General features: G+C 62.9%; 21 protein-coding genes and 1 pseudogene. 17 read left to right on the top strand and 5 right to left on the bottom strand.

Annotated elements, in window-relative coordinates:
• Positions 1-49 precede the first annotated feature (49 nt).
• From rpmF to pgsA, 9 genes and pseudogenes are all read left to right on the top strand, one after another.
• Positions 50-241 carry a 50S ribosomal protein L32 gene (gene rpmF / locus LQ956_RS03750; protein ID WP_238621942.1) on the top strand — a complete coding sequence of 64 codons (192 nt, stop codon included), beginning with the start codon at positions 50-52 and terminating at the stop codon, positions 239-241.
• A 195-nt stretch (positions 242-436) separates the two neighbouring features.
• Positions 437-1,465: a phosphate acyltransferase PlsX gene (gene plsX, locus LQ956_RS03755; RefSeq protein WP_238621941.1), complete on the top strand. Its 1,029-nt coding sequence runs from the start codon at positions 437-439 to the stop codon at positions 1,463-1,465.
• Complete coding sequence (locus LQ956_RS03760) at positions 1,462-2,433, top strand: beta-ketoacyl-ACP synthase III (RefSeq protein ID WP_347402057.1); 972 nt, start codon at positions 1,462-1,464, stop codon at positions 2,431-2,433. Before plsX ends, LQ956_RS03760 begins: the two co-directional genes overlap by 4 nt.
• A gap of 90 nt (positions 2,434-2,523) precedes the next feature.
• Positions 2,524-2,991: a CYTH domain-containing protein gene (locus tag LQ956_RS03765; protein WP_238621940.1), complete on the top strand. Its 468-nt coding sequence runs from the start codon at positions 2,524-2,526 to the stop codon at positions 2,989-2,991.
• Between the two features lie 81 nt (positions 2,992-3,072).
• Positions 3,073-3,357, top strand: a pseudogene (locus LQ956_RS03770) (response regulator); the annotation flags it as partial.
• A gap of 184 nt (positions 3,358-3,541) precedes the next feature.
• A complete protein-coding gene (locus LQ956_RS03775) occupies positions 3,542-3,715 on the top strand; it encodes a response regulator transcription factor (protein WP_238630362.1) in 174 nt (57 codons plus the stop codon).
• Between the two features lie 8 nt (positions 3,716-3,723).
• Positions 3,724-4,374 (top strand): uracil-DNA glycosylase, encoded by a 651-nt coding sequence (locus LQ956_RS03780; RefSeq protein ID WP_238621938.1) that lies wholly within the window; start codon positions 3,724-3,726, stop codon positions 4,372-4,374.
• Complete coding sequence (gene uvrC / locus LQ956_RS03785; protein ID WP_238621937.1) at positions 4,371-6,206, top strand: excinuclease ABC subunit UvrC; 1,836 nt, start codon at positions 4,371-4,373, stop codon at positions 6,204-6,206. Before LQ956_RS03780 ends, uvrC begins: the two co-directional genes overlap by 4 nt.
• Positions 6,207-6,209: 3 nt before the next feature.
• Positions 6,210-6,764 carry a CDP-diacylglycerol--glycerol-3-phosphate 3-phosphatidyltransferase gene (pgsA, locus tag LQ956_RS03790; protein ID WP_238621936.1) on the top strand — a complete coding sequence of 185 codons (555 nt, stop codon included), beginning with the start codon at positions 6,210-6,212 and terminating at the stop codon, positions 6,762-6,764.
• A 28-nt stretch (positions 6,765-6,792) separates the two neighbouring features.
• Here the strand turns inward: pgsA and aceK are convergent, their stop codons facing one another.
• Positions 6,793-8,547 (bottom strand): bifunctional isocitrate dehydrogenase kinase/phosphatase, encoded by a 1,755-nt coding sequence (gene aceK, locus LQ956_RS03795; RefSeq protein WP_238621935.1) that lies wholly within the window; start codon positions 8,545-8,547, stop codon positions 6,793-6,795.
• A gap of 360 nt (positions 8,548-8,907) precedes the next feature.
• Here aceK and aceA point away from each other — a divergent pair, with 360 nt between their 5' ends.
• The 6 genes from aceA to LQ956_RS03825 all read left to right on the top strand — a co-directional run bounded on the left by aceA (position 8,908) and on the right by LQ956_RS03825 (position 14,188).
• The gene (gene aceA, locus LQ956_RS03800) at positions 8,908-10,218 is read left to right on the top strand and encodes an isocitrate lyase (RefSeq protein ID WP_238621934.1); all 1,311 of its coding nucleotides are present in this window, start codon (positions 8,908-8,910) and stop codon (positions 10,216-10,218) included.
• A gap of 119 nt (positions 10,219-10,337) precedes the next feature.
• Positions 10,338-10,832, top strand: a complete 495-nt coding sequence (gene rraA / locus LQ956_RS03805; protein ID WP_238621933.1) for a ribonuclease E activity regulator RraA — start codon at positions 10,338-10,340, stop codon at positions 10,830-10,832.
• Positions 10,833-10,948: 116 nt separating this feature from the next.
• Positions 10,949-12,811, top strand: coding sequence for a DNA polymerase III subunit gamma/tau (dnaX, locus tag LQ956_RS03810; RefSeq protein WP_238629517.1), 1,863 nt, complete (start codon positions 10,949-10,951; stop codon positions 12,809-12,811).
• 80 nt (positions 12,812-12,891) lie between these two features.
• Positions 12,892-13,218, top strand: coding sequence for a YbaB/EbfC family nucleoid-associated protein (locus tag LQ956_RS03815; RefSeq protein ID WP_238621931.1), 327 nt, complete (start codon positions 12,892-12,894; stop codon positions 13,216-13,218).
• A 3-nt stretch (positions 13,219-13,221) separates the two neighbouring features.
• The gene (gene recR / locus LQ956_RS03820; protein WP_238621930.1) at positions 13,222-13,818 is read left to right on the top strand and encodes a recombination mediator RecR; all 597 of its coding nucleotides are present in this window, start codon (positions 13,222-13,224) and stop codon (positions 13,816-13,818) included.
• Positions 13,819-13,843: 25 nt separating this feature from the next.
• Positions 13,844-14,188 carry a histidine triad nucleotide-binding protein gene (locus LQ956_RS03825; RefSeq protein ID WP_238629518.1) on the top strand — a complete coding sequence of 115 codons (345 nt, stop codon included), beginning with the start codon at positions 13,844-13,846 and terminating at the stop codon, positions 14,186-14,188.
• A 31-nt stretch (positions 14,189-14,219) separates the two neighbouring features.
• On the opposite strand, the gene rsgA is transcribed toward LQ956_RS03825, so the two are convergent.
• Both rsgA and LQ956_RS03835 read right to left on the bottom strand, forming a co-directional pair.
• Positions 14,220-15,107, bottom strand: coding sequence for a ribosome small subunit-dependent GTPase A (gene rsgA, locus LQ956_RS03830; RefSeq protein ID WP_238621928.1), 888 nt, complete (start codon positions 15,105-15,107; stop codon positions 14,220-14,222).
• A 24-nt stretch (positions 15,108-15,131) separates the two neighbouring features.
• Entirely contained in the window at positions 15,132-15,470 is a 339-nt protein-coding gene (locus tag LQ956_RS03835; protein ID WP_238621927.1) for a 4a-hydroxytetrahydrobiopterin dehydratase, read from the bottom strand.
• A 155-nt stretch (positions 15,471-15,625) separates the two neighbouring features.
• Here LQ956_RS03835 and orn point away from each other — a divergent pair, with 155 nt between their 5' ends.
• Positions 15,626-16,171 carry an oligoribonuclease gene (gene orn, locus LQ956_RS03840; protein ID WP_238621926.1) on the top strand — a complete coding sequence of 182 codons (546 nt, stop codon included), beginning with the start codon at positions 15,626-15,628 and terminating at the stop codon, positions 16,169-16,171.
• 6 nt (positions 16,172-16,177) lie between these two features.
• Here the strand turns inward: orn and LQ956_RS03845 are convergent, their stop codons facing one another.
• Together LQ956_RS03845 and nadB are read right to left on the bottom strand one after the other, a co-directional pair.
• Complete coding sequence (locus tag LQ956_RS03845; protein WP_238621925.1) at positions 16,178-17,002, bottom strand: sulfurtransferase; 825 nt, start codon at positions 17,000-17,002, stop codon at positions 16,178-16,180.
• Between the two features lie 15 nt (positions 17,003-17,017).
• Positions 17,018-18,652: an L-aspartate oxidase gene (gene nadB, locus LQ956_RS03850; protein ID WP_238621924.1), complete on the bottom strand. Its 1,635-nt coding sequence runs from the start codon at positions 18,650-18,652 to the stop codon at positions 17,018-17,020.
• A gap of 299 nt (positions 18,653-18,951) precedes the next feature.
• Here nadB and rpoE point away from each other — a divergent pair, with 299 nt between their 5' ends.
• Positions 18,952-19,527, top strand: coding sequence for an RNA polymerase sigma factor RpoE (rpoE, locus tag LQ956_RS03855; protein WP_238621923.1), 576 nt, complete (start codon positions 18,952-18,954; stop codon positions 19,525-19,527).
• Positions 19,528-19,553 lie beyond the last annotated feature (26 nt).

The following is a 19,553-nucleotide window of genomic DNA, read 5'->3' on the forward strand; positions in this document are numbered from 1 at the left end:
ACCCGTGGGGCATTAGATGAATCCGTATGTATAGATTGGAGATGACACCATGGCTGTTGCACAAGGTCGCACCACCCCTTCCCGCCGGGGCATGCGTCGTTCTCACGACGCGCTGAAGGGTCCCACCCTGTCCACCGAACCCACCACCGGTGAGATCCATCGCCGTCACCACATCAGTGCCGACGGTTTCTACCGTGGCCGCCAGGTGATCAAGGCCAAGGAAGAGCAGGACGAAGAGTAAGACGTTTGCCGACCTGATCGCAGATCCGGTCGGCAGTCTGCCTCGTCAGGGGCAGCGGCTCGCATTGGGCCGGCGCGTGTGTCATCCTGCCCGCGTCGTGCCGCCTACCGGATGGAGCCGCGGGCTGTATTCCATGGGCATCGTGGATGCTTCGTCCACGATGCTTATTCGCGCTTATTCAAAGCAGGTTATCCCATGAGCGGAATCTTTACCATCGCACTGGATGCCATGGGCGGTGATCATGGTGCCCACGTGGTTGTCCCTGCGGCAGTCAAGGCCCTGGAGGAGTTTTCCGACATCCACCTGATCCTGGTGGGTGATAAGGAGCGTGTCGGGCAGGAACTGGCTACCTGCGGAAAGGCGCCTTCCGACCGGCTACGCCTGCATCACGCAGGCCAGGTGGTGGGCATGGATGAGCCGCCTTCCCAGGCCCTGCGCAACAAAAAAGACTCATCCATGCGGGTGGCCATCAACCTGGTCAAGCACCAGCAGGCCGATGCCTGCGTCAGCGCGGGCAATACCGGAGCCCTCATGGCCACTGCGCGCTATGTGCTCAAGACCCTGCCGGGTATCGATCGGCCCGCCATCATTACCGCCATTCCCGCCATCAAGGGCCACACCCACATGCTGGATCTGGGGGCCAATGTGGACTGCACCGCCACCCATCTCTATCAGTTTGCGGTGATGGGGTCCGAGCTGGCCAGTGCGGTGGACAATATTGTCTCGCCCCGTGTCGGTCTGCTGAACATCGGCGAGGAGGAGATCAAGGGTAACGATCAGGTCAAGGAGGCGGCGCGGATGCTGGAGGCCAGCCACCTGAACTATATCGGCTTCGTGGAAGGCAACGACATCTATTGTGGCGATGTGGACGTGGTGGTCTGCGATGGTTTCGTGGGCAACGTGGCCCTCAAGACCAGTGAAGGGGTGGCACGCATGGTGTCACACTACATGCGCAACGAGTTTTCGGGCAGCCTGTACAGCAAGCTGGCCGCGCTGGTCGCCATGCCGGTACTGAAGGCCTTTCGCAAGCGCATTGACCCTCGCGCCTATAACGGCGCCAGCCTGTTGGGGCTGCAGGGGGTGGTGATCAAGAGTCATGGCGGTGCCGATGCCGTGGCATTCGAGAATGCCATCCGTATCGCCCGCCTGGAGGCACAGAAACGGGTGCCGCAACGCATCGACAAGCGGCTGGAAGAACTGCTCAAAGAGGCGAACCAACAGTGATCTACTCCCGGATTACAGGTACCGGGAGTTATCTTCCGGAAAAAGTGCTGACCAATCACGATCTGGAAAAGATCGTGGAAACCTCCGATGAATGGATCCGTGAACGCACCGGCATCGGGCAGCGCCACATCGTCGCCGCCGACGAGACCACCTGCGATCTGGCGGCGCAGGCGGCGCTTGCCGCCCTGGCCATGGCGGGACGCCGTCCGGAGGATATTGATCTCATCATTGTCGGCACCACGACGCCGGATCAGGTGTTTCCCAGCACCGCCTGCCTGCTGCAGCAGCGGCTGGGTGTTCACAACGGCTGCGCCGCCTTTGATATCCAGGCGGTGTGTACCGGTTTTGTCTATGCCCTGGGCGTGGCCAACCAGTTCATCCGGTCCGGCAGTGCCCGCTGCGCCCTGGTGGTCGGTGCCGAAACCATCTCCCGTATCCTGGACTGGAATGACCGGGGCACCTGCGTCCTGTTCGGGGATGGTGCGGGGGCGGTGATTCTGGAAGCCTCGGAAGAGCCGGGCATCCTGGCGACCCACCTCCATGCCGATGGTCGTTACGAGAGCCTCCTCAGTGTGCCCCGCGGCGTCGGCAAGGGCTATGCCGATATGGTGGCCGGTGAGGCCTACCTGCAGATGAAGGGCAATGAGGTCTTCAAATGGGCGGTCAATACCCTGGGGCGCATCGTCGAGGAAACCCTGGAGGCCAGCGGTATCGAGCAGTCCCGGGTGGACTGGCTGATCCCCCATCAGGCCAATATCCGGATCATTCAGGCGACCGCCCGCAAACTCAAGATGCCCATGGACAAGGTGATCGTGACGGTGGAAAAGCACGGTAATACCTCCGCTGCCTCGGTGCCGATGGCGCTGGATGTTGCGGTGCGTGACGGGCGGATCAAGCGGGGTGACCTGGTGCTCATGGAGGCCTTCGGCGGCGGCTTTACCTGGGGATCGGCACTGCTTCATTTCTGATTGTTGCGTTGCGTCATCCGCCATCCGAAATCCTTGCAAATCGTGGTAGCATGATCCGCATATCCACCGAAGGGGTGTCCGCCGATCGCCATGGGACAGGAAATCGAAAAAAAATTCCTCGTGGTTTCAGACGTCTGGAAAGACCAGGTGACCAAGAGCGTGCAGTATCGCCAGGGCTATCTCTGCGGTAACGAGCGGACCTCGATCCGGATCAGGGTTTCCGACGACACGGCTCATCTCAATATCAAGAGCGCCACCCTGGGGATCCAGCGCCAGGAGTTCGAATATGCCATCCCGGCTCAGGATGCGCGGGAACTGCTGGACACCCTCTGCATTCATCCTCTGATCGAAAAAACCCGTCACTACGTGCCCCATGGGGAGCATGTATGGGAGGTGGATGTCTTCGAGGGCGACAATGCGGGGCTGGTGGTGGCCGAAGTGGAATTGCAGCATGCGGGCGAGTCACCCGGGTTGCCGCCCTGGGCGGGAGCAGAGGTCTCCCATGATGTCCGCTATTACAATACAAGCCTGGTCCGGCATCCCTACAAGGACTGGTGAGACATGCCTTCCTCAACCGGGATTTGTGCCGCAGGGGAAGCCATGGACAGCACTGAAAATCCCTCCCTCATGGTGGACGTGATGCTGGTGGATGATCATCTGCTGGTGCGTCGCGCCATTCGTGGACTGCTGGAAGCGCAGACGGAAAGGACCGGTATCAAGGTGGTCGGTGAGGCCGCCTCCGGTGAGGAGGCCCTGGAGCAACTGGTACGTCTGCGGCCGGACGTGGTCCTGATGGACCTCAACATGCCCGGCATGGGCGGGCTTGAGGCAACCCGCAAGGCCTTGGCGTTGCGGCCGGGTCTCAAGGTGATTGCCCTGACCGTGGAAGAGGAGGGGCCTTATCCCCGCTGGATGCTGGACACGGGGGTGGCCGGCTATCTGAGCAAGGGGTGTCAGGAGGATGAGCTGCTCCAGGCCATCCGTCTGGCCATGCGGGGCGACCGGCATGTCACGCCCAGGGTCGCCCTGGCAACTGGCGGAAACCGGCGGTGGGGCCGTCGATCCCCTGGCCCGGCTCTCCCATCGGGAACGCCAGATCCTGGTGCTGATGGTGGAGGGCCATCGGCCTCAGGAGATCGCCAACCGGCTGGGTCTGAACGTGAAGACGGTCAGTACCTACAAGGCGCGTTTGCGTGAAAAGCTCGGGTGTGCATCGGACATGGAGCTTTTCCGCATGGCCATCGACCGCGGTATCATTAGCCCTTCCCCATCCTCAGATTGATGAATCCTATGTATCCCGTTCCTCCGGACTGCTTTGCTCCGGCTTGCGCCCGTTGTCCTCGGCTGGTGGATTTTCTGAGCCGGGTGCGTGCCCGTCATCCCGGCTACCACACCGCCCCTGTGCCCCCGTTTGGTGATCCCGATGCCCGGTTGCTGATCGTGGGACTGGCTCCGGGGATGCATGGCGCCAACGCCTCCGGGCGACCATTCACGGGCGATCATGCCGGTATCCTGCTCTATCAGACCCTCTTTGACATGGGTTTCGGCAGTGCGCCCGAGTCAGTCCGCTGCGATGATGGATTGGTGCTGCGGGACTGCCGCATCACCAATGCCGTCAAGTGCCTGCCGCCTGAGAACAAGCCGCTAATCAGCGAGGTGCGGGCCTGCAACGATTACCTGGCCCGGGAGCTGGCCCTGCTTGCCCGGGGCAGTGTGGTGCTGGCCCTGGGTACTCTGGCCCACAATGCCGTGCTGCGTGCCCTGGGGTTGCGCCAGTGTGCCCATCGGTTTGGTCACGGCCGTGAACACGCCCTGACCGGCGGGCTCACGCTGGTGGACTCCTACCACTGCAGTCGATACAACACCCAGACGGGTCGTCTGACGGCCCCCATGTTCAGGGCGGTCTTTGAGCAGGTGAAGCGGCATCTGGATGGTTCATGATCATCAGCGAAGGCTCACCGTCCGAGGCATTTGATCCACGCCGCTTTCTGGCCGACCTCACTACCCAGCCCGGGGTCTACCAGATGCTGGGGGAGGGCGGGGTCGTGCTTTATGTGGGCAAGGCAAAGAACCTGAAGAAGCGGGTGTCCAGCTACTTTCGCCGCACGGTGGCCAGCCCCCGGATTGCCGCCATGGTGGCCCGGATTCGGGATGTCCAGGTCATTGTCACCCGCAGCGAGGCCGAGGCCCTGTTGCTGGAAAACAACTTGATCAAGGAACAGCGCCCCCGCTACAACATCATCTTTCGGGACGACAAGTCCTACCCTTATATCTTCATCTCCCGTCACGACTATCCCCGCTTGGCCTTTCACCGCGGCGCCCGTAAGGCACCCGGACGGTATTTCGGACCCTATCCTTCGGGCCGTGCGGTCCGCGAAACCATCCATCTGCTGCAGAGGCTGTTCCTGATCCGTCCCTGTGAGGACAGTTTCTTTCAGAACCGCTCCCGGGCCTGCCTGCAGCATCAGATCCAGCGTTGCAGCGGCCCCTGCGTCGGCCTGATCGATCCGGTGGCCTACGCCGCGGATGTGGCGCATGCAGTGGACTTTCTGGAGGGGCGCAGTGAACAGGTCATCGCGGACCTGGTGCAGGCAATGGAACGGGCCGCCGCCGCCCTGGACTATGAGCACGCCGCCCGGGTCCGGGATCAGATTGCACGGCTGCGGCAGCTGTCCGAGCGTCAGTACGTCAGCGGGGAAGGCGGCGATGTGGATATCATCGCCATCGCCCGGGAGGCCGGGGAGGTCTGTGTCCAGGTGTTCTCCATTCGTGGGGGGTTGAATCTGGGTAACCGCTCGCTGTTTCCTCGCGTGCCGGAAGAAACCGCCTCCGAGTCATTGATGACCGCGTTTCTCGGGCAGTTCTATCTGAGCCGTGAAGTGCCGCCCCAGGTCATTCTCAGTCATGAGCCCGAGGACCGCGCCGTATTGCAGGATATGCTGACCCTGCGGCGTGGGCAGAGGGTGACGCTGTCCTGGAATGTGCGGGGGGATCGTGCCCGCTGGCTGGAGATGGCAACGCGCAATGCGCAGATGACCTTGGCCACCCGTCTGGCGGGGCGGGCCGGCATGCGTGAACGCCTGGAGGCCCTGCAGGATGTCCTGGACTTGGACGAGCCACCGCAGCGAATGGAGTGCTTCGACATCAGTCACACCCAGGGTGAGGCCACGGTGGCCTCCTGTGTGGTCTTTGACGGGGAGGGGCCGGTCAAGTCCGACTACCGCCGCTTCAACATCAAGGACATCACCCCGGGGGACGACTATGCCGCCATGCGCCAGGCCCTCATGCGCCGCTATACCCGTCTCAAGGCCGGAGAGGGCAAGTTGCCGGACATCCTTTTCATTGACGGTGGCAAGGGGCAGGTGCGTCAGGCCCTGGAGGTGCTGGAGACGCTGCAGGTCAGTGGTGTCATGGTGGTCGGGGTGGCCAAGGGCGAAGACCGGCGGCCCGGAACGGAAACCCTGATCTTGAGCGATGCGGCCCGGCCGTCTATACTGCCGCCGGGCTCCAGGGCACTGCATCTCATCCAGCAGATTCGTGACGAGGCCCACCGCTTTGCCATTACCGGGCATCGGCAGCGCCGGGCCAAGGCCCGCAGTACCTCACCGCTGGAGCAGATACACGGCATGGGTCCCAAGCGACGCCAGCAGTTACTGAAGCACTTCGGCGGACTTCAGGGTGTGTGCCGCGCCGACGTGGAAGCGCTCGCCAAGGTTCCCGGCATCAGTCGCAAGCTGGCGCAGCAGATTTTCGATTCGCTACATGACGACTGATCCATGACATTTTCGATTCCCAATCTTCTCACCTGGATGCGTATCGGCCTGATCCCTCTGATCGTGGTGGCCTATTACTATCCGCACCCCCTATCCGGTCCGGTGAGTGCCATGATCTTTGCCCTGGCCGGCATCACGGACTGGCTGGATGGTTATCTGGCGCGGCGTCTGGGGCAGACCTCCAGCTTCGGCGCTTTCCTGGACCCGGTGGCGGACAAACTGATGGTGGCCACGGCCCTGGTGTTGCTGGTGGATAACCCGGGCGGCATGCTGCTGGCGGTGGCCGCCGCCGTCATCATTGGTCGGGAGATCGCCATTTCCGCCTTGCGGGAATGGATGGCCGCGCTGGGGCAGCGGGGCAAGGTGGCCGTGTCCTGGATCGGCAAGCTCAAGACCACGGCACAGATGGTAGCCATCTTCCTGCTGCTCCATGCCCAACCCATCCTGGGGTTACCCACCTTCACCCTCGGTCTAGTGCTGCTCTACGTGGCCGCGGCGCTGACCCTGTGGTCCATGTTCCATTATCTGCGGGCGGCCCTGAGCGTCGCGGAAAACTGATTCCGCTGGTCACCTTCTGCCGCTTCCTCTAAAGGGAACTGGCCGCCTGCGCTTCCGGGCGCAGGCTGGTGTCAAACCGCACGCCCTGGGGATAGGGAAACACATCCCCATGAATCCCCTTCTTCACATCCTCCTGCCTGCGCTGCCAGTAGCGGTAGTCGAACAGGTCCCGATGCAACTGCATCAGTAGCCGCCGTATCCGCGGGTCGGTGCTCAGAAAGGTCGGGAATTCCTCGGGAAAGATCTCGTTGGGACCGGCTGAATACCAAGCATCAGAACTGAGTTCGTCTTCCGGAAACGGCGAGGGCGGGATCTTGCGGAAGTGGCACTCCGTCAGATAGCAGATCTCGTCGTAGTCGTAGAACACCACCTTGCCGCTGTCGGTCACCCCGAAGTTCTTGAACAACAGGTCCCCGGGAAAGATGTTCACGCCGATCAGCTGCTTGATGGCCAGCCCCCATTCCTCCAGGGCGGCACGGGTGCCGGCCTCGTCGGCCTGTCCCAGGTAGACGTCCAACGGCAGCATTCGTTTCTCGATATAGAGGTGCTTGATGACCAGGTTGCCGCTGCCGATTTCCACCTGAGAGGTCACCTCGTTCTTGAGCACCTCCAGCAGCCCGGGTGAAAAACGCGCCAGGGGAAAGGCGACCTCGGAGAATTCCAGGGTATCCGCCATCCGCCCCACCCGGTCATGCATCTTCACCTGCAGGTAGCGGCGCTCGATCAGTTCATGGGTGACGTCCTTCTGGGGTGGGAAACGGTCCTTGATCACCTTGAACACATAGGGGTAAGAGGGCAGGGTGAAGACCACCATGACCAGCCCCGGGGTGCCGGGAGCGATGGAAAAATGATCGGTGCTGTTGGCCAGGTGGCGCAGGAAATCCCGGTAGAACTCGTTCTTGGCCTGCTTGTGAAAGCCGATGCTCATGTAGAGCTCGGCCACCGGCTTGTCCGGCATCAGGTCCTGCAGAAAGACCACGGTGGCGGCCGGTACCGGGGTTTTCACCACAAAATAGGCCCGGGCAAAGCTGAATACCGCCTCAGCCTCTTCCTCGGTGGTGAGCAGGGCATCTGCCACCAGACCGGTGCCCTCGATATTGTTCAAGGGAATGATGAAGGGATGGCTGCGACCTTCATGCACCACCCGGCCGATCAGGTAGGCCGCCTTGTTGCGAAAGAAGGGGAATTCCAGCACGTCGATGCGCAGGTCCCCCATGGCCTCGGGGCCGAATTTGGAGCGGGCCTCCAGGGCGCGGGCGATATTGTGTACGTCTTTGGCCAGGTCCGTGTGGGGCAGGTTGAAGTAGAAGGCCGAGAGGATTTCCCAGATGCAGGTGTCCACGCCGCCATCCCGGGTGTGGAAAGACAGATAGCCCCGGTAGCGCTCTGCCAGTTCCTTGCGATTGGCCACCGACTCCAGGAAGATCATGTCATTGTTGTAATACTTCCGCTCAAACAGCCGACAGAACACGGAATTGTAGAAGGTCTCGGCCAGCTCCGGCCGGGAGTGGTGCTGCAGCAGATCCATGTACGCGATCTTGACCAGTTGCCATAGTCCCTCCTCCAGACCATTGATGCCGAAGGTGGCGCGAACCTTGCCGAGGGTTTCCTGCACCCGCTGGTCATAGGAGCTGATGCGCTTGACCGAGGCCGCCCGAACCGCGTCCCAGTCCGCGTGTTCGAAGCGCTCCCGGGCGCTGCTGGTGATTTCCTGGAAGAACGAAAAATGACGCTCGAAACCGGTCAGGATGGAGCGGGCAATCTGCCGCGCGCGTTCATTCATCAGTCTGGCTACCTGTGGTCGCTGGGCGGGTGACGATCGGCAATGGACGAAATCTACTACATTCTTACCCTGGTCGGGCGCCCAATTTCGCCGTGCGTCGTGAGTTGCGGGGCATCGGGCAGCCATCAGTATTTAACCGGTTTGCCCCAAAATTCGATAAGCATTTAATTATTTAATATTGAATATTGAAATTTATTTTACGCATACAGTCATTTCTGGACTACGCTTGCTGCCTTCGCGCTGAATGGTTAACTGGAATGCTGGGACTTGAGCCCAACCATCGGCACAATGCATGTTCCGAGCAGTATCGCCTGTTCAAACGGGCAAAACGACTCAGAGATCACAGAGGACCAAGGCAACATGAACAGAGAAGAACAGATCAAGGCGCTCGAAGCGGACTGGGCCAACAATCCGCGCTGGAAGGATGTGAAGCGTGGTTATACCGCCGCTGAAGTGGTGCGCCTGCGTGGCTCCGTTCAGCCTGAGTACACCCTGGCCCGCATGGGCGCCGAAAAGCTGTGGAAGCGGGTCAACGGTGAGGCCAAGAAGGGCTATGTGAATGCCTTCGGTGCCATCACCGCCGGTCAGGCCATGCAGCAGGCCAAGGCCGGTCTGGAAGCCGTGTACCTGTCCGGCTGGCAGGTGGCCGCCGACGGCAACACCTCCGAGACCATGTATCCCGACCAGTCTCTGTATGCCTATGATTCCGTGCCGACCATGGTGCGTCGCATCAATAACACCTTCAAGCGCGCCGATGAGATCCAGTGGTCCCGCGGTATCAACCCCGGTGACGAAGGGTATGTGGACTATTTCCTGCCCATCGTGGCCGATGCCGAGGCCGGTTTCGGCGGCGTGCTCAACGCCTTCGAACTGATGAAGAACATGATCGCCGCCGGTGCCGCCGGTGTGCACTTCGAAGACCAGCTGGCCGCCGTGAAGAAGTGCGGTCACATGGGTGGCAAGGTGCTGGTGCCCACCCGTGAAGCCATTGAGAAGCTGATCGCCGCCCGCTTCGCCGCCGACGTCATGGGCGTGCCCACCATCGTGCTGGCCCGTACCGATGCCGAAGCCGCTAACCTGATCACCTCCGATCACGACGAGAATGACAAGCCCTTCCTCACCGGCGAGCGGACCCAGGAAGGCTTCTACCGGGTCAAGAACGGCCTGGAGCAGGCCATCAGTCGTGGCGTTTCCTACGCCCCTTATGCCGACCTGGTGTGGTGCGAAACCGGCACCCCGGACCTGGGCTTCGCCCGTGAGTTCGCCCAGGCCGTGCACGCCGAATGCCCCGGCAAGCTGCTGTCCTATAACTGCTCCCCGTCCTTCAACTGGAGGAAGAACCTGGACGACAAGACCATCGCCAAGTTCCAGGATGAACTGTCCGCGCTGGGCTACAAGTACCAGTTCATCACCTTGGCGGGTATCCACGTCAACTGGTTCAACACCTTCAACTTCGCCTACAACTATGCCCGCGGCGAAGGCATGAAGCACTACGTGGAAATGGTGCAGGAGCCGGAGTTCAAGGCCCGCGAGCGTGGTTACACCTTCGTGTCCCACCAGCAGGAAGTGGGTGCCGGTTACTTCGATGAAGTCACCACCGTCATCCAGGGCGGTTCCTCCAGCGTCAAGGCGCTGGCCGGTTCCACCGAAGAAGAGCAGTTCCACGGTTGATGTCATCCGTCCCGGATGCCCTTCAAGGGCGTTCCGGGACACGCCGTGAACCGGCCGGGCCGTACTCGCTTCATGGCGGTACGGCCTTTTTTTTACACTTTCGCAAAGGGTGATGGGCAATGGCTTCCGAAATGGCAAGTTTTCAGGGGACGGCGGACCTGTGCGATGAACATGAGGATCATCCGGGTCTGCAGGTGGCAGAGCCGCTGTTCAGGGATTTTGGCGGCGAGCGGGCCTTTTCCGGCGAGATCGTGACCCTCAAGTGTTTCGAGGACAACACCAAGGTCCGGGAGATGCTGGGGGAGGATGGGCGCGGCAAGGTGCTGGTGGTGGATGCCGGCGGTTCACTGCGCTGCGCCATGCTGGGGGATCAGCTGGCGGTGCTGGCGGTCAAGAATGGCTGGGCAGGGGTGGTGATGTATGGTTGTATCCGTGATTCCCGTGCCTGCGCTGGTCTGCCCCTGGGGGTCAAGGCCCTGGCTACCCATCCCCTCAAGAGTCGTAAGCTGGGGGTCGGCCAGGTGAACGTGCCGGTGAAATTCGCCGGGGTCGGCTTCAAACCCGGTGACCGCCTGTTCGCCGACGAGGACGGCATCGTCGTGCTGCCCGCCTGATGCCGGCCCCCATCGCCGCACCACCTGAGGCCCCGGCTGCGTTATCATGGCCGCTCGTACCCGCTGCCTTTGGCCGGTGCGGCGTATGACCCTTTCCGGCAACCGCAACGAGATTCATGAGCTATCAGGTCCTGGCCCGCAAGTGGCGCCCCCGTAGTTTCGAGGAACTGGTTGGGCAGCCCCATGTGGTGCGTGCCCTGTCCAACGCCCTGCGCGAGGACCGGCTGCACCATGCGTACCTCTTCACCGGCACCCGGGGGGTGGGCAAGACCACCATTGCCCGGGTTCTGGCCAAGTGCCTCAACTGTGAAACGGGCGTGACTGCCACCCCCTGTGGTCGGTGCGGTGCCTGTCGTGAGATCGATGCCGGACGCTTCATCGATCTGATCGAGGTGGATGCGGCCTCCCGTACCAAGGTGGAGGATACCCGGGAGCTGCTGGATAACGTGCCCTATGCCCCCACCCGGGGCCGCTTCAAGGTCTACCTGATCGACGAAGTGCACATGCTTTCCACTCACAGCTTCAATGCCCTGCTCAAGACCCTGGAAGAGCCGCCACCCCATGTAAAGTTCCTGCTGGCCACCACTGATCCCCAGAAGTTGCCGGTCACCATCCTGTCCCGTTGTCTGCAGTTCAACCTCAAGGCCATGCCGGCGCAGATGATCGCGGATCACCTGCAGCAGGTGTTGCAAAGTGAGGCCATCGAGGCCGAGCCCGCCGCCGTCCTGCAGGTCGCCCGTGCCGCCTCGGGCAGCATGCGCGATGCCCTGAGCCTGCTGGATCAAGCCATCGGTTTTGGTGATGGTGCCTTGCGGGCGGAGGAGGTGCGGGAGATGCTCGGGTCCATGTCCCGGGATCATCTGCTGCGGCTGCTCCAGGCCCTGGCCGCTGCCGATGTCCGGGCGGTGCTGGCCGTGGTGGATGAGCTCTCCTCCCACTCGCCGGACTACGGGGCGGTACTGGCCGAGCTGATCACCCTGCTGCATCATCTGGCCTTGGCCCAGCAGGTGCCCGAGGTACTGGACAACCTGCCCGATGAACGGGAAGCCCTGGCAGAACTGGCCCGGTGTCTGACCCCGGAAGACCTGCAGCTCTACTACCAGATCGCCCTGATCGGCCGCCGGGACCTGCCCCTGGTGCCTGAGCCCCGCAGCGGCCTGGAAATGATCCTGCTGCGCATGCTGGCCTTTCGTCCGGTCGAGGTTCAATCCGACCGGCTACAGACACCGGTCGTAAAACCGATGTCGCCACCCCGGGCCGAACCGAAGGTGTCGGAGCCGCGATCCGTGCCCCGACGCCCCAGTGATATCCTGGCGCAACTGGAAGGTGGGTCTGCGGCCGGCACACCGGCACCGGCTGCCGCGGCCGACCCCGTCGCTGCGGTCCCCGTCGCTGCGGTCCCCGAAACGATACCGACGCCCCGTCAACGCAGTGCACCGCCAGGGCCGGTCGAGCCGGACATGCCCGAGCCGCCACCCTGGCTGGACGAGGAGGGCTCATCCCCGGCGGCCGTGGTGCCGCCCGCTCCGACAGAGGAGGCACCGGTGCCGACAGCGCCCGTGCCGCCGCACCCTGCGCAGGCCGATGCCGCACAGCATCTGGACTGGGGGGCTCTGGTGCCTTCGCTGGGCCTGGGTGCGGTGGCCGGGCAGCTGGTGAGTCATTGTGCCCTGGAAGGCTACGACGGTCAGGAGCTGCTGCTGAGCCTGGAGCCCAAGTATGATCATCTGAAGACGGCGATGTCCCAGCAGCGGCTGGAGACCGCCGTGCAGTCCCGGCTGGGTCGGCCTGTCAGGGTGCGCATCCGGCTGGGTCGGCCCGCTTCGGATACGCCGGCCGCGGCGGCGGCCCGTGCCCGTGCCCGGCGGCAGCAGGCCGCCGAGCAGGATATGGATGAAGACCCCGTGGCGGGAGCCATCAAGGCCCGCTTCCATGCGGAGCTGGTGGCCGGCTCCGTACGCCCTGTGGAGGGAGATTGAGCGCAGGCGCGTGTTTCATGCACCGGGAGGCTTTACACTACGCCTCCCTAGATTAACTGAACCCTAGAAAGGTGATTGATATGCTCAAAGGCGGACTTGGGAACCTGATGAAACAGGCCCAGAAGATGCAGGAAGATATGGCCCGTGCCCAGGCCGAACTGGCCGAGATGGAAGTGACCGGTCAGGCCGGCGGCGGCATGGTCAGCGTGGTCATGAGCGGCAAGCATTCCGTGAGCCGGGTGACCATCGATCCCAGCGTACTGGAAGAAGATCGCGACATGCTGGAAGACCTGCTGACGGCCGCCATGAACGACGCGGTACAGAAGGTGGAAGACATGACCCGCGAACATCTGGGTGCCGTCACCCAGGGCATGGGTTTGCCGGGCGGATTTAAGCTGCCGTTCTGATCCATGGACGGGGCGCCCCTTCTTGATCGACTGGTGGAGGCACTGCGCTGCCTCCCCGGTGTGGGTCCGAAATCGGCCCAGCGCATGGCCCTGCATGTGCTGGAGCGGGACCGTGAAGGGGCGCTGCGGCTGTCCGAACTGCTGAAACAGGCGGCCGAGCGTATCGGCCATTGTCGGCGCTGCCGCACCCTGACCGAGGATGAACTCTGCCGGGTCTGCGCCGATACCCGGCGGGACCCAGGCTCAGTGTGTGTGGTGGAGACCCCGGCGGACCTGCTGGCGATCGAGCAGGCCACAGGCTTTCGCGGTCAATACCACGTACTGCTGGGCCAGCTTTCTCCCCTGGACGGTATCGGTCCGGAGGAGCTAGGCCTGGACCGACTGGAGGCCCGTCTGGCCGAAGGCGAGATCCGGGAACTGATTCTGGCTACCGGTACCACAGTGGAAGGGGAGGTCACCGCCCACTATATCGCGGACATGGCTCGGGCTTGTGGGGTGCGTGCCACCCGTATTGCCCACGGCATTCCGCTGGGCGGCGAACTGGAGTACGTGGACCGCGGTACGCTCTCTCATGCGTTTTCAGGCCGGCGTGATCTTTAGGTCGGCCATCAACGAGTTGAAGGACATGACTGATTGCATCTTCTGCAAGATTGCCGATGGCAAGATTCCGGCGGACATCGTTTACCAGGACGATCGGGTGGTGGCGTTTCGTGACCTCAACCCCCAGGCCCCGCTGCATGTGCTGGTGATTCCCAGGCAGCATTTCGACACCATTGCCGACATGGCCCAGGCCGATATGGCCCTGGTGGGTCACATGCAGTGGGTGGGGCTTGAAGTGGCCCGCCAGGCCGGGGTGGTGGAAGACGGCTTTCGCACCGTCATCAACTGCAATGCGGACGGCGGTCAGTCGGTCTATCACCTGCACATGCATGTGCTGGGTGGCCGCCAGATGGCCTGGCCTCCGGGCTGATCGATGATGCCGCGGCGGGGGGGCTTGGTTTCTAGGCCTCGGCCGCCTCCAGCAACGCCCGGTAGCTTTCATATCGCCGCCGGTCGATCTTTCCTTCGTCCAGGGCGGTCTTCACCGCGCAGCCCGGCTCCACCGTGTGGCTGCAGTTGTGAAACCGGCACTCCGGGGCCAGGGCTCTGAGTTCCACGAAACCTTCCGCCAACTCCCGTCGGGGGGCCGGGCCGGGGGTGAAATCGCGTACGCCGGGTGAATCGATCAGGGCGCCGCCGCAGGGCAGGCGGTAGACGGTGGCGTTGGTGGTGGTATGGCGGCCTTCGCCGCTGAGTTCGGACAGGGCGCCGATGCGGATCTCAAGGTCCGGCAGCAGCGCCTGGATCAGGGAGGACTTGCCCACTCCGGACTGGCCCACCAGTACGCTGGTGCCCATGGCCAGGAAGGCCCTGAGGGCCTCCATGCCCTGACCATTTGACACACTGGTCCTGAGGACCGGATAACCCAGTGCCTCGTAGCCCTTCAGGGCCGCTGCCGTGCCGTTCGGGTCCGCGTCAGGCCGGTCCGCCTTGTTGTAGAGGATCAGCGCCCGGGCCGGTAACCGCTCTATGGCCACCAGATAGCGGTCCACCAGGGGCCAGCTCGGGGCCGGGGCGGCGGCGGTGACGACCACCACCTGATCCACGTTGGCGGCGATGTTCTTGCGCTGCCCGCGGGGATCGACCCGTTCGAGCAGGTTGCCGCGGGTGCGGATGTCGGTGACCACGCCCACCCCGCTGTGCTCCGGGTGCCAGGACACGGCATCGTTGCAGACCACATGTTCCAGCTTGCGGCGGGGAGTGCAGCGGTGGACGTGGCCGTCCTCGTCTTCCACCAGCACTTGTGAGCCAAAGCGGGTGATGACCCTGCCGGGTCTGGATGCTTTCATTGCCGTCCCAGGTTGATGTCCGATTCAGTCTTCCAGCAAGCGGTCCACCCGGGCGGCGCAGATGAAGTCGTTTTCCGACAGGCCGCCGATGGCATGGGTGGTGAACCGCACCAGACAGCGATCATAGCCTACCTGAAGGTCCGGGTGGTGATCTTCCCGGTGGGCCACCCAGGCGGCGGCATTGACGAAGGCCATGGTCTGATGAAAATCGGGAAACCGGAACGTGCGTTCAATGGCATGGCCTTCGTCAGCCACCCGCCAGTCCGGGGACAGGGACTTCATGAAACTCTGGATGTCCACCTTGTCCATGGGTGGGGTGCTACCCTCGCAGGGGACGCAGTGTCGGTCATGGAGCTGGCTCATGGGGGATTCCTCCTTTCTCGGCGGCGGGCAGGCCCGGCCTCGAAAATGCGCTCATGTACAGTGTAGACTGTGGCCGCGCTACCGGCGTTCCCCCCCGGCGGCGAGCCTCTTGCAATGAACGCTCAGAGCGTGCCGTCACGGCACAAAGGAAGCCCATGAATCCCAATCCGGAGAATCTGGTCTGGATCGACCTGGAAATGACCGGCCTGGACCCGCAGTCCGACTACATCATCGAGATTGCCACCATCGTGACGGACAAGGAGCTGAACCTGCTGGCGGAGGGCCCCGTGATCGCCGTCCACCAGACCGAAGAGATCCTGAGTCGGATGGATGACTGGAACCGCAATACCCATGGCCGCTCCGGCCTGCTGGATCGGGTGAAGATGAGCCTGTACAACGAGGTGGAGGCGGAGCAGGAAACCCTGCGGTTTCTGAAGCAGTTCGTGCCGCCGCGCTCATCCCCCATGTGCGGTAACAGTATCTGTCAGGACCGGCGCTTCTTGTACCGCTGCATGCCCGACCTGGAGGCCTTCTTTCATTACCGCAATCTGGACGTGAGTACCCTGAAGGAACTGGCCCGCAGATGGGCCCCGGGGGTGCTTAACAGCCTGTCCAAGGATGCCACCCACAAGGCCCTGCAGGATATTCGCGACTCCATCGCCGAGCTGCGCCACTATCGTGAGCACATGCTCAAGGTGTAGGCGGCTTCAGGTTTCGATGGGGGTATCGTCCCGGTTGCCCCAGTCGGACCAGCTGCCCGGATAGCCTCTCACCCGCTCATACCCCAGGTGCTCCAGCACCAGCCAGTTCAGGGCGGAGCGGTGGTGGGTGTGGCAGTAGACGACGATCTCCTTTTCCGGGGTGATGCCCTGCTCCAGCAGGGCCTGTCGCAGTGTCTCTTCAGGACGCAGACGACGGTGATGCTCCAGATCCAGGCAGCGGACCCAGTCGAAGGAGATGGCGCCGGGAATGTGGCCGCCCCGGGCCGCGTAGGCCACCCGGCCGGTAAATTCATCGCTGCTGCGGGCATCCATCAGAATCACTTCCTCATCCCGTAGATGGGCCATGATCCAGTCCCGGTCGGCAACCCGCACATTCCCGTAGGCGAGAGGGTATTCCAGATTCAGCGGCGGTGCCTCCGGGGCGGGCTGGGTGGTGGTGGACAGATTCGCCGCTGACCAGGCCGCCAGTCCGCCGCTGAGCAATGACAGGTCTTCATGGCCGCACACCGCCAGGGTCCAGAGAAAGCGGGCGGCCTTGCCGCCGCCTTCCTCGTCGTAGCACACCACGTGGGTATCCGGACCGATGCCCAGTTCCGCCAGGATGGCGCGCAGCGTGGCGACGTCCGGCAGCAGTCCCATGACCGGTCCGGCGGCGGTGACGATGCGTCCGTAATCCAGGTGAACGGCCCCCGGTACGTGGCCGCCGGCGTAGAGGTCGGCCTGGCTCAGGTCAACGATTCGCAGACGCTGATCCTGCAGCCTGGCCTCAAGGGCCAGGGGTTCGATGATGCGCGGCGTATCCTCGCTCATGGCATGTCTCCTGATTCAGGCAGTGGAATCCGATGGACCGAGCACGGTGGGCTTGCCGGCCAGGGCCGGGTCGGTCTGCGGGTAGTCCAGGGTGTAGTGCAGGCCACGGCTTTCCCGGCGGCTCTGGGCACTGTGGATGATGATCTCCGCCACCAGCGCCAGGTTGCGCAGCTCGATCAGGTCATTGGTGACGCGGAAGTTGCTGTAGTACTCATGGATTTCACCCTGCAGCAGTCCGATGCGTCGCTGTGCCCGCTGCAGTCGCTTGCTGGAACGGACGATGCCCACGTAGTCCCACATGAAACGGCGCAGCTCCTCCCAGTTATGGGCTACCACCACTTCTTCGTCCGAATCGGTGACCCGGCTCTCGTCCCAGGCCGGGATCCGGTCCACCGGCACCGGTGCCGGACGCTGCCGGCCCATGTCCTGGGCGGCGGAGCGGGCAAATACCAGGCATTCCAGCAGGGAGTTGCTGGCCATGCGGTTGGCGCCGTGCAGGCCCGTGCAGGCCACTTCACCGATGGCATAGAGTCCAGCCAGATCGGTGCGGGCCGCCAGATCGGTCATCACCCCGCCGCAGGTATAGTGGGCGGCGGGCACCACCGGCAGGGGGTCCCGGGTCATGTCGAAGCCATATTCCAGGCAGCGTTCATGGATGTTGGGGAAGTGGGACTTGATGAAGTCCGCCGGCTGGTGGGAGATGTCCAGATAGACGCAGTCCGCGCCCAGGCGTTTCATTTCATGGTCGATGGCCCGGGCGACGATATCCCGCGGGGCCAACTCCCCCCGGGGGTCGAAGCGTTCCATGAAGGGGGTGCCGTCGGGCAGCAACAGCCTGCCGCCTTCGCCCCTGACCGCCTCGGAGATGAGGAAGGACTTGGCTTTAGGGTGGAACAGGCAGGTGGGATGAAACTGCATGAATTCCATGTTGGCCACCCGGCAGCCGGCCCGCCAGGCCATGGCGATGCCGTCACCGGTGGAGCCGTCCGGGTTGCTGCTGTAGAGATAGACCTTGCTGGCACCGCCGCTGGCCAGGACCACGAAGGGGGCGGCAAAGATCTCCACCTGGTGTGACCTGAGGTTGAGCACATAAGCGCCCAGGCAGCGTCGTGGGCCTTCCAGGCCGAGCTTGTGACTGGTAAGCAGGTCTACCGCGATATGGTGTTCGAACAGCGTAATGTTGGGATGGCGCCGGACCTGTTCCACCAGGGTGTTTTCGATGGCCTTGCCGGTGGCGTCGGCGGCGTGGACCACGCGGCGGTGGCTGTGGCCGCCCTCCCGGGTCAGGTGCAGCTGTACCCTGCCGTCATCTCCGGGTTCCCGGGTGAAGGGGACGCCCAGATCCAGCAGCCACTGGATGCTCTCCGGCCCGTGCTCCACGGTATGACGCACGGCGGCTTCGTCGCACAGGTCGGCGCCGGCATCAAGGGTGTCGCGGACATGGGCCTCCAGGGAGTCATGGCGGTCCAGCACCGCAGAGACGCCGCCTTGGGCATAGTAGGTGCTGCCCTCACTGAGGGGGCCTTTGCTCAGCACCGCCACGCGCTGCTCCGCCGCCAAGTGCAGGGCCAGGCTCAGGCCGGCGGCGCCACTGCCGATGATGAGGACGTCCATGGATTTGCGGACCCCCGCCTGGGGCGAATCTTGCATTGATGGTTTCTCCGGAAAAGCCTCAGCCCGGGAGGGGACGGTCGGATGGGTTTTGGTAAGAAAAGCCGGTGTCCGAGTGGGGGGCTCGCTTGAGGCGATGTCTCGATCTGAGTTATTTTGTCACGGTTTTTTGCAGTGTTACACGCACCGGGCAGACTGACAAATTGACCTGTGCCATGAATTCCCGGGAATGTCGGGAGCATGGTGTAGTTTGGGCGTCATTTGCAAGAACTTAACGAGGGTTTTCATGTCCATCGCAGTTAGGGTACAGGACGTGCCCTCAGAGGGGGAGTGCCCGAATGGGCAATAAAGTAACCGACGAGGAACTGGTCAAACGTGTTCAAGCCGGAGACAAGAAGGCCTTCGATGTGCTGGTGCAGAAATACCAGCACAAGATCGTCAACCTGGTCTCTCGCTATGTGCACGAGCCTGCCACGGCACTCGATGTCGCCCAGGAGGCCTTCATCAAGGCCTATCGGGGCATGGCCAACTTCAGGGGCGAAAGCGCCTTTTATACCTGGCTGTACCGGATCGCCATCAATACGGCCAAGAACCATCTGGTCTCTCAGAGCCGCCGGACGCCCGATGTGGAGGTGGATGCCCAGGATGCGGAACAGATGGTGGGAGAATCCGCCCTCAAGGAATATGCAACCCCGGAAGGGGAATTGCTGTCCGAGGAAATACGCTTGGCCGTGCAGAGCGCCATCAGCACGTTGCCGGATGACTTGAGGACGGCCATCACCCTGCGTGAACTGGAGGGGATGAGCTACGAGGAGATTGCGCAGACCATGGGATGCCCCATCGGTACAGTGCGCTCCAGGATTTTCAGGGCGCGGGAGGCGATCGATCGCGTCTTGCGGCCATTGCTTGATTAAATGTGCTTTCAAGAGCGAGACGTATC

Source organism: Ectothiorhodospira lacustris (assembly GCF_022227845.1).
In the GTDB taxonomy this organism is placed as follows: domain Bacteria; phylum Pseudomonadota; class Gammaproteobacteria; order Ectothiorhodospirales; family Ectothiorhodospiraceae; genus Ectothiorhodospira; species Ectothiorhodospira lacustris.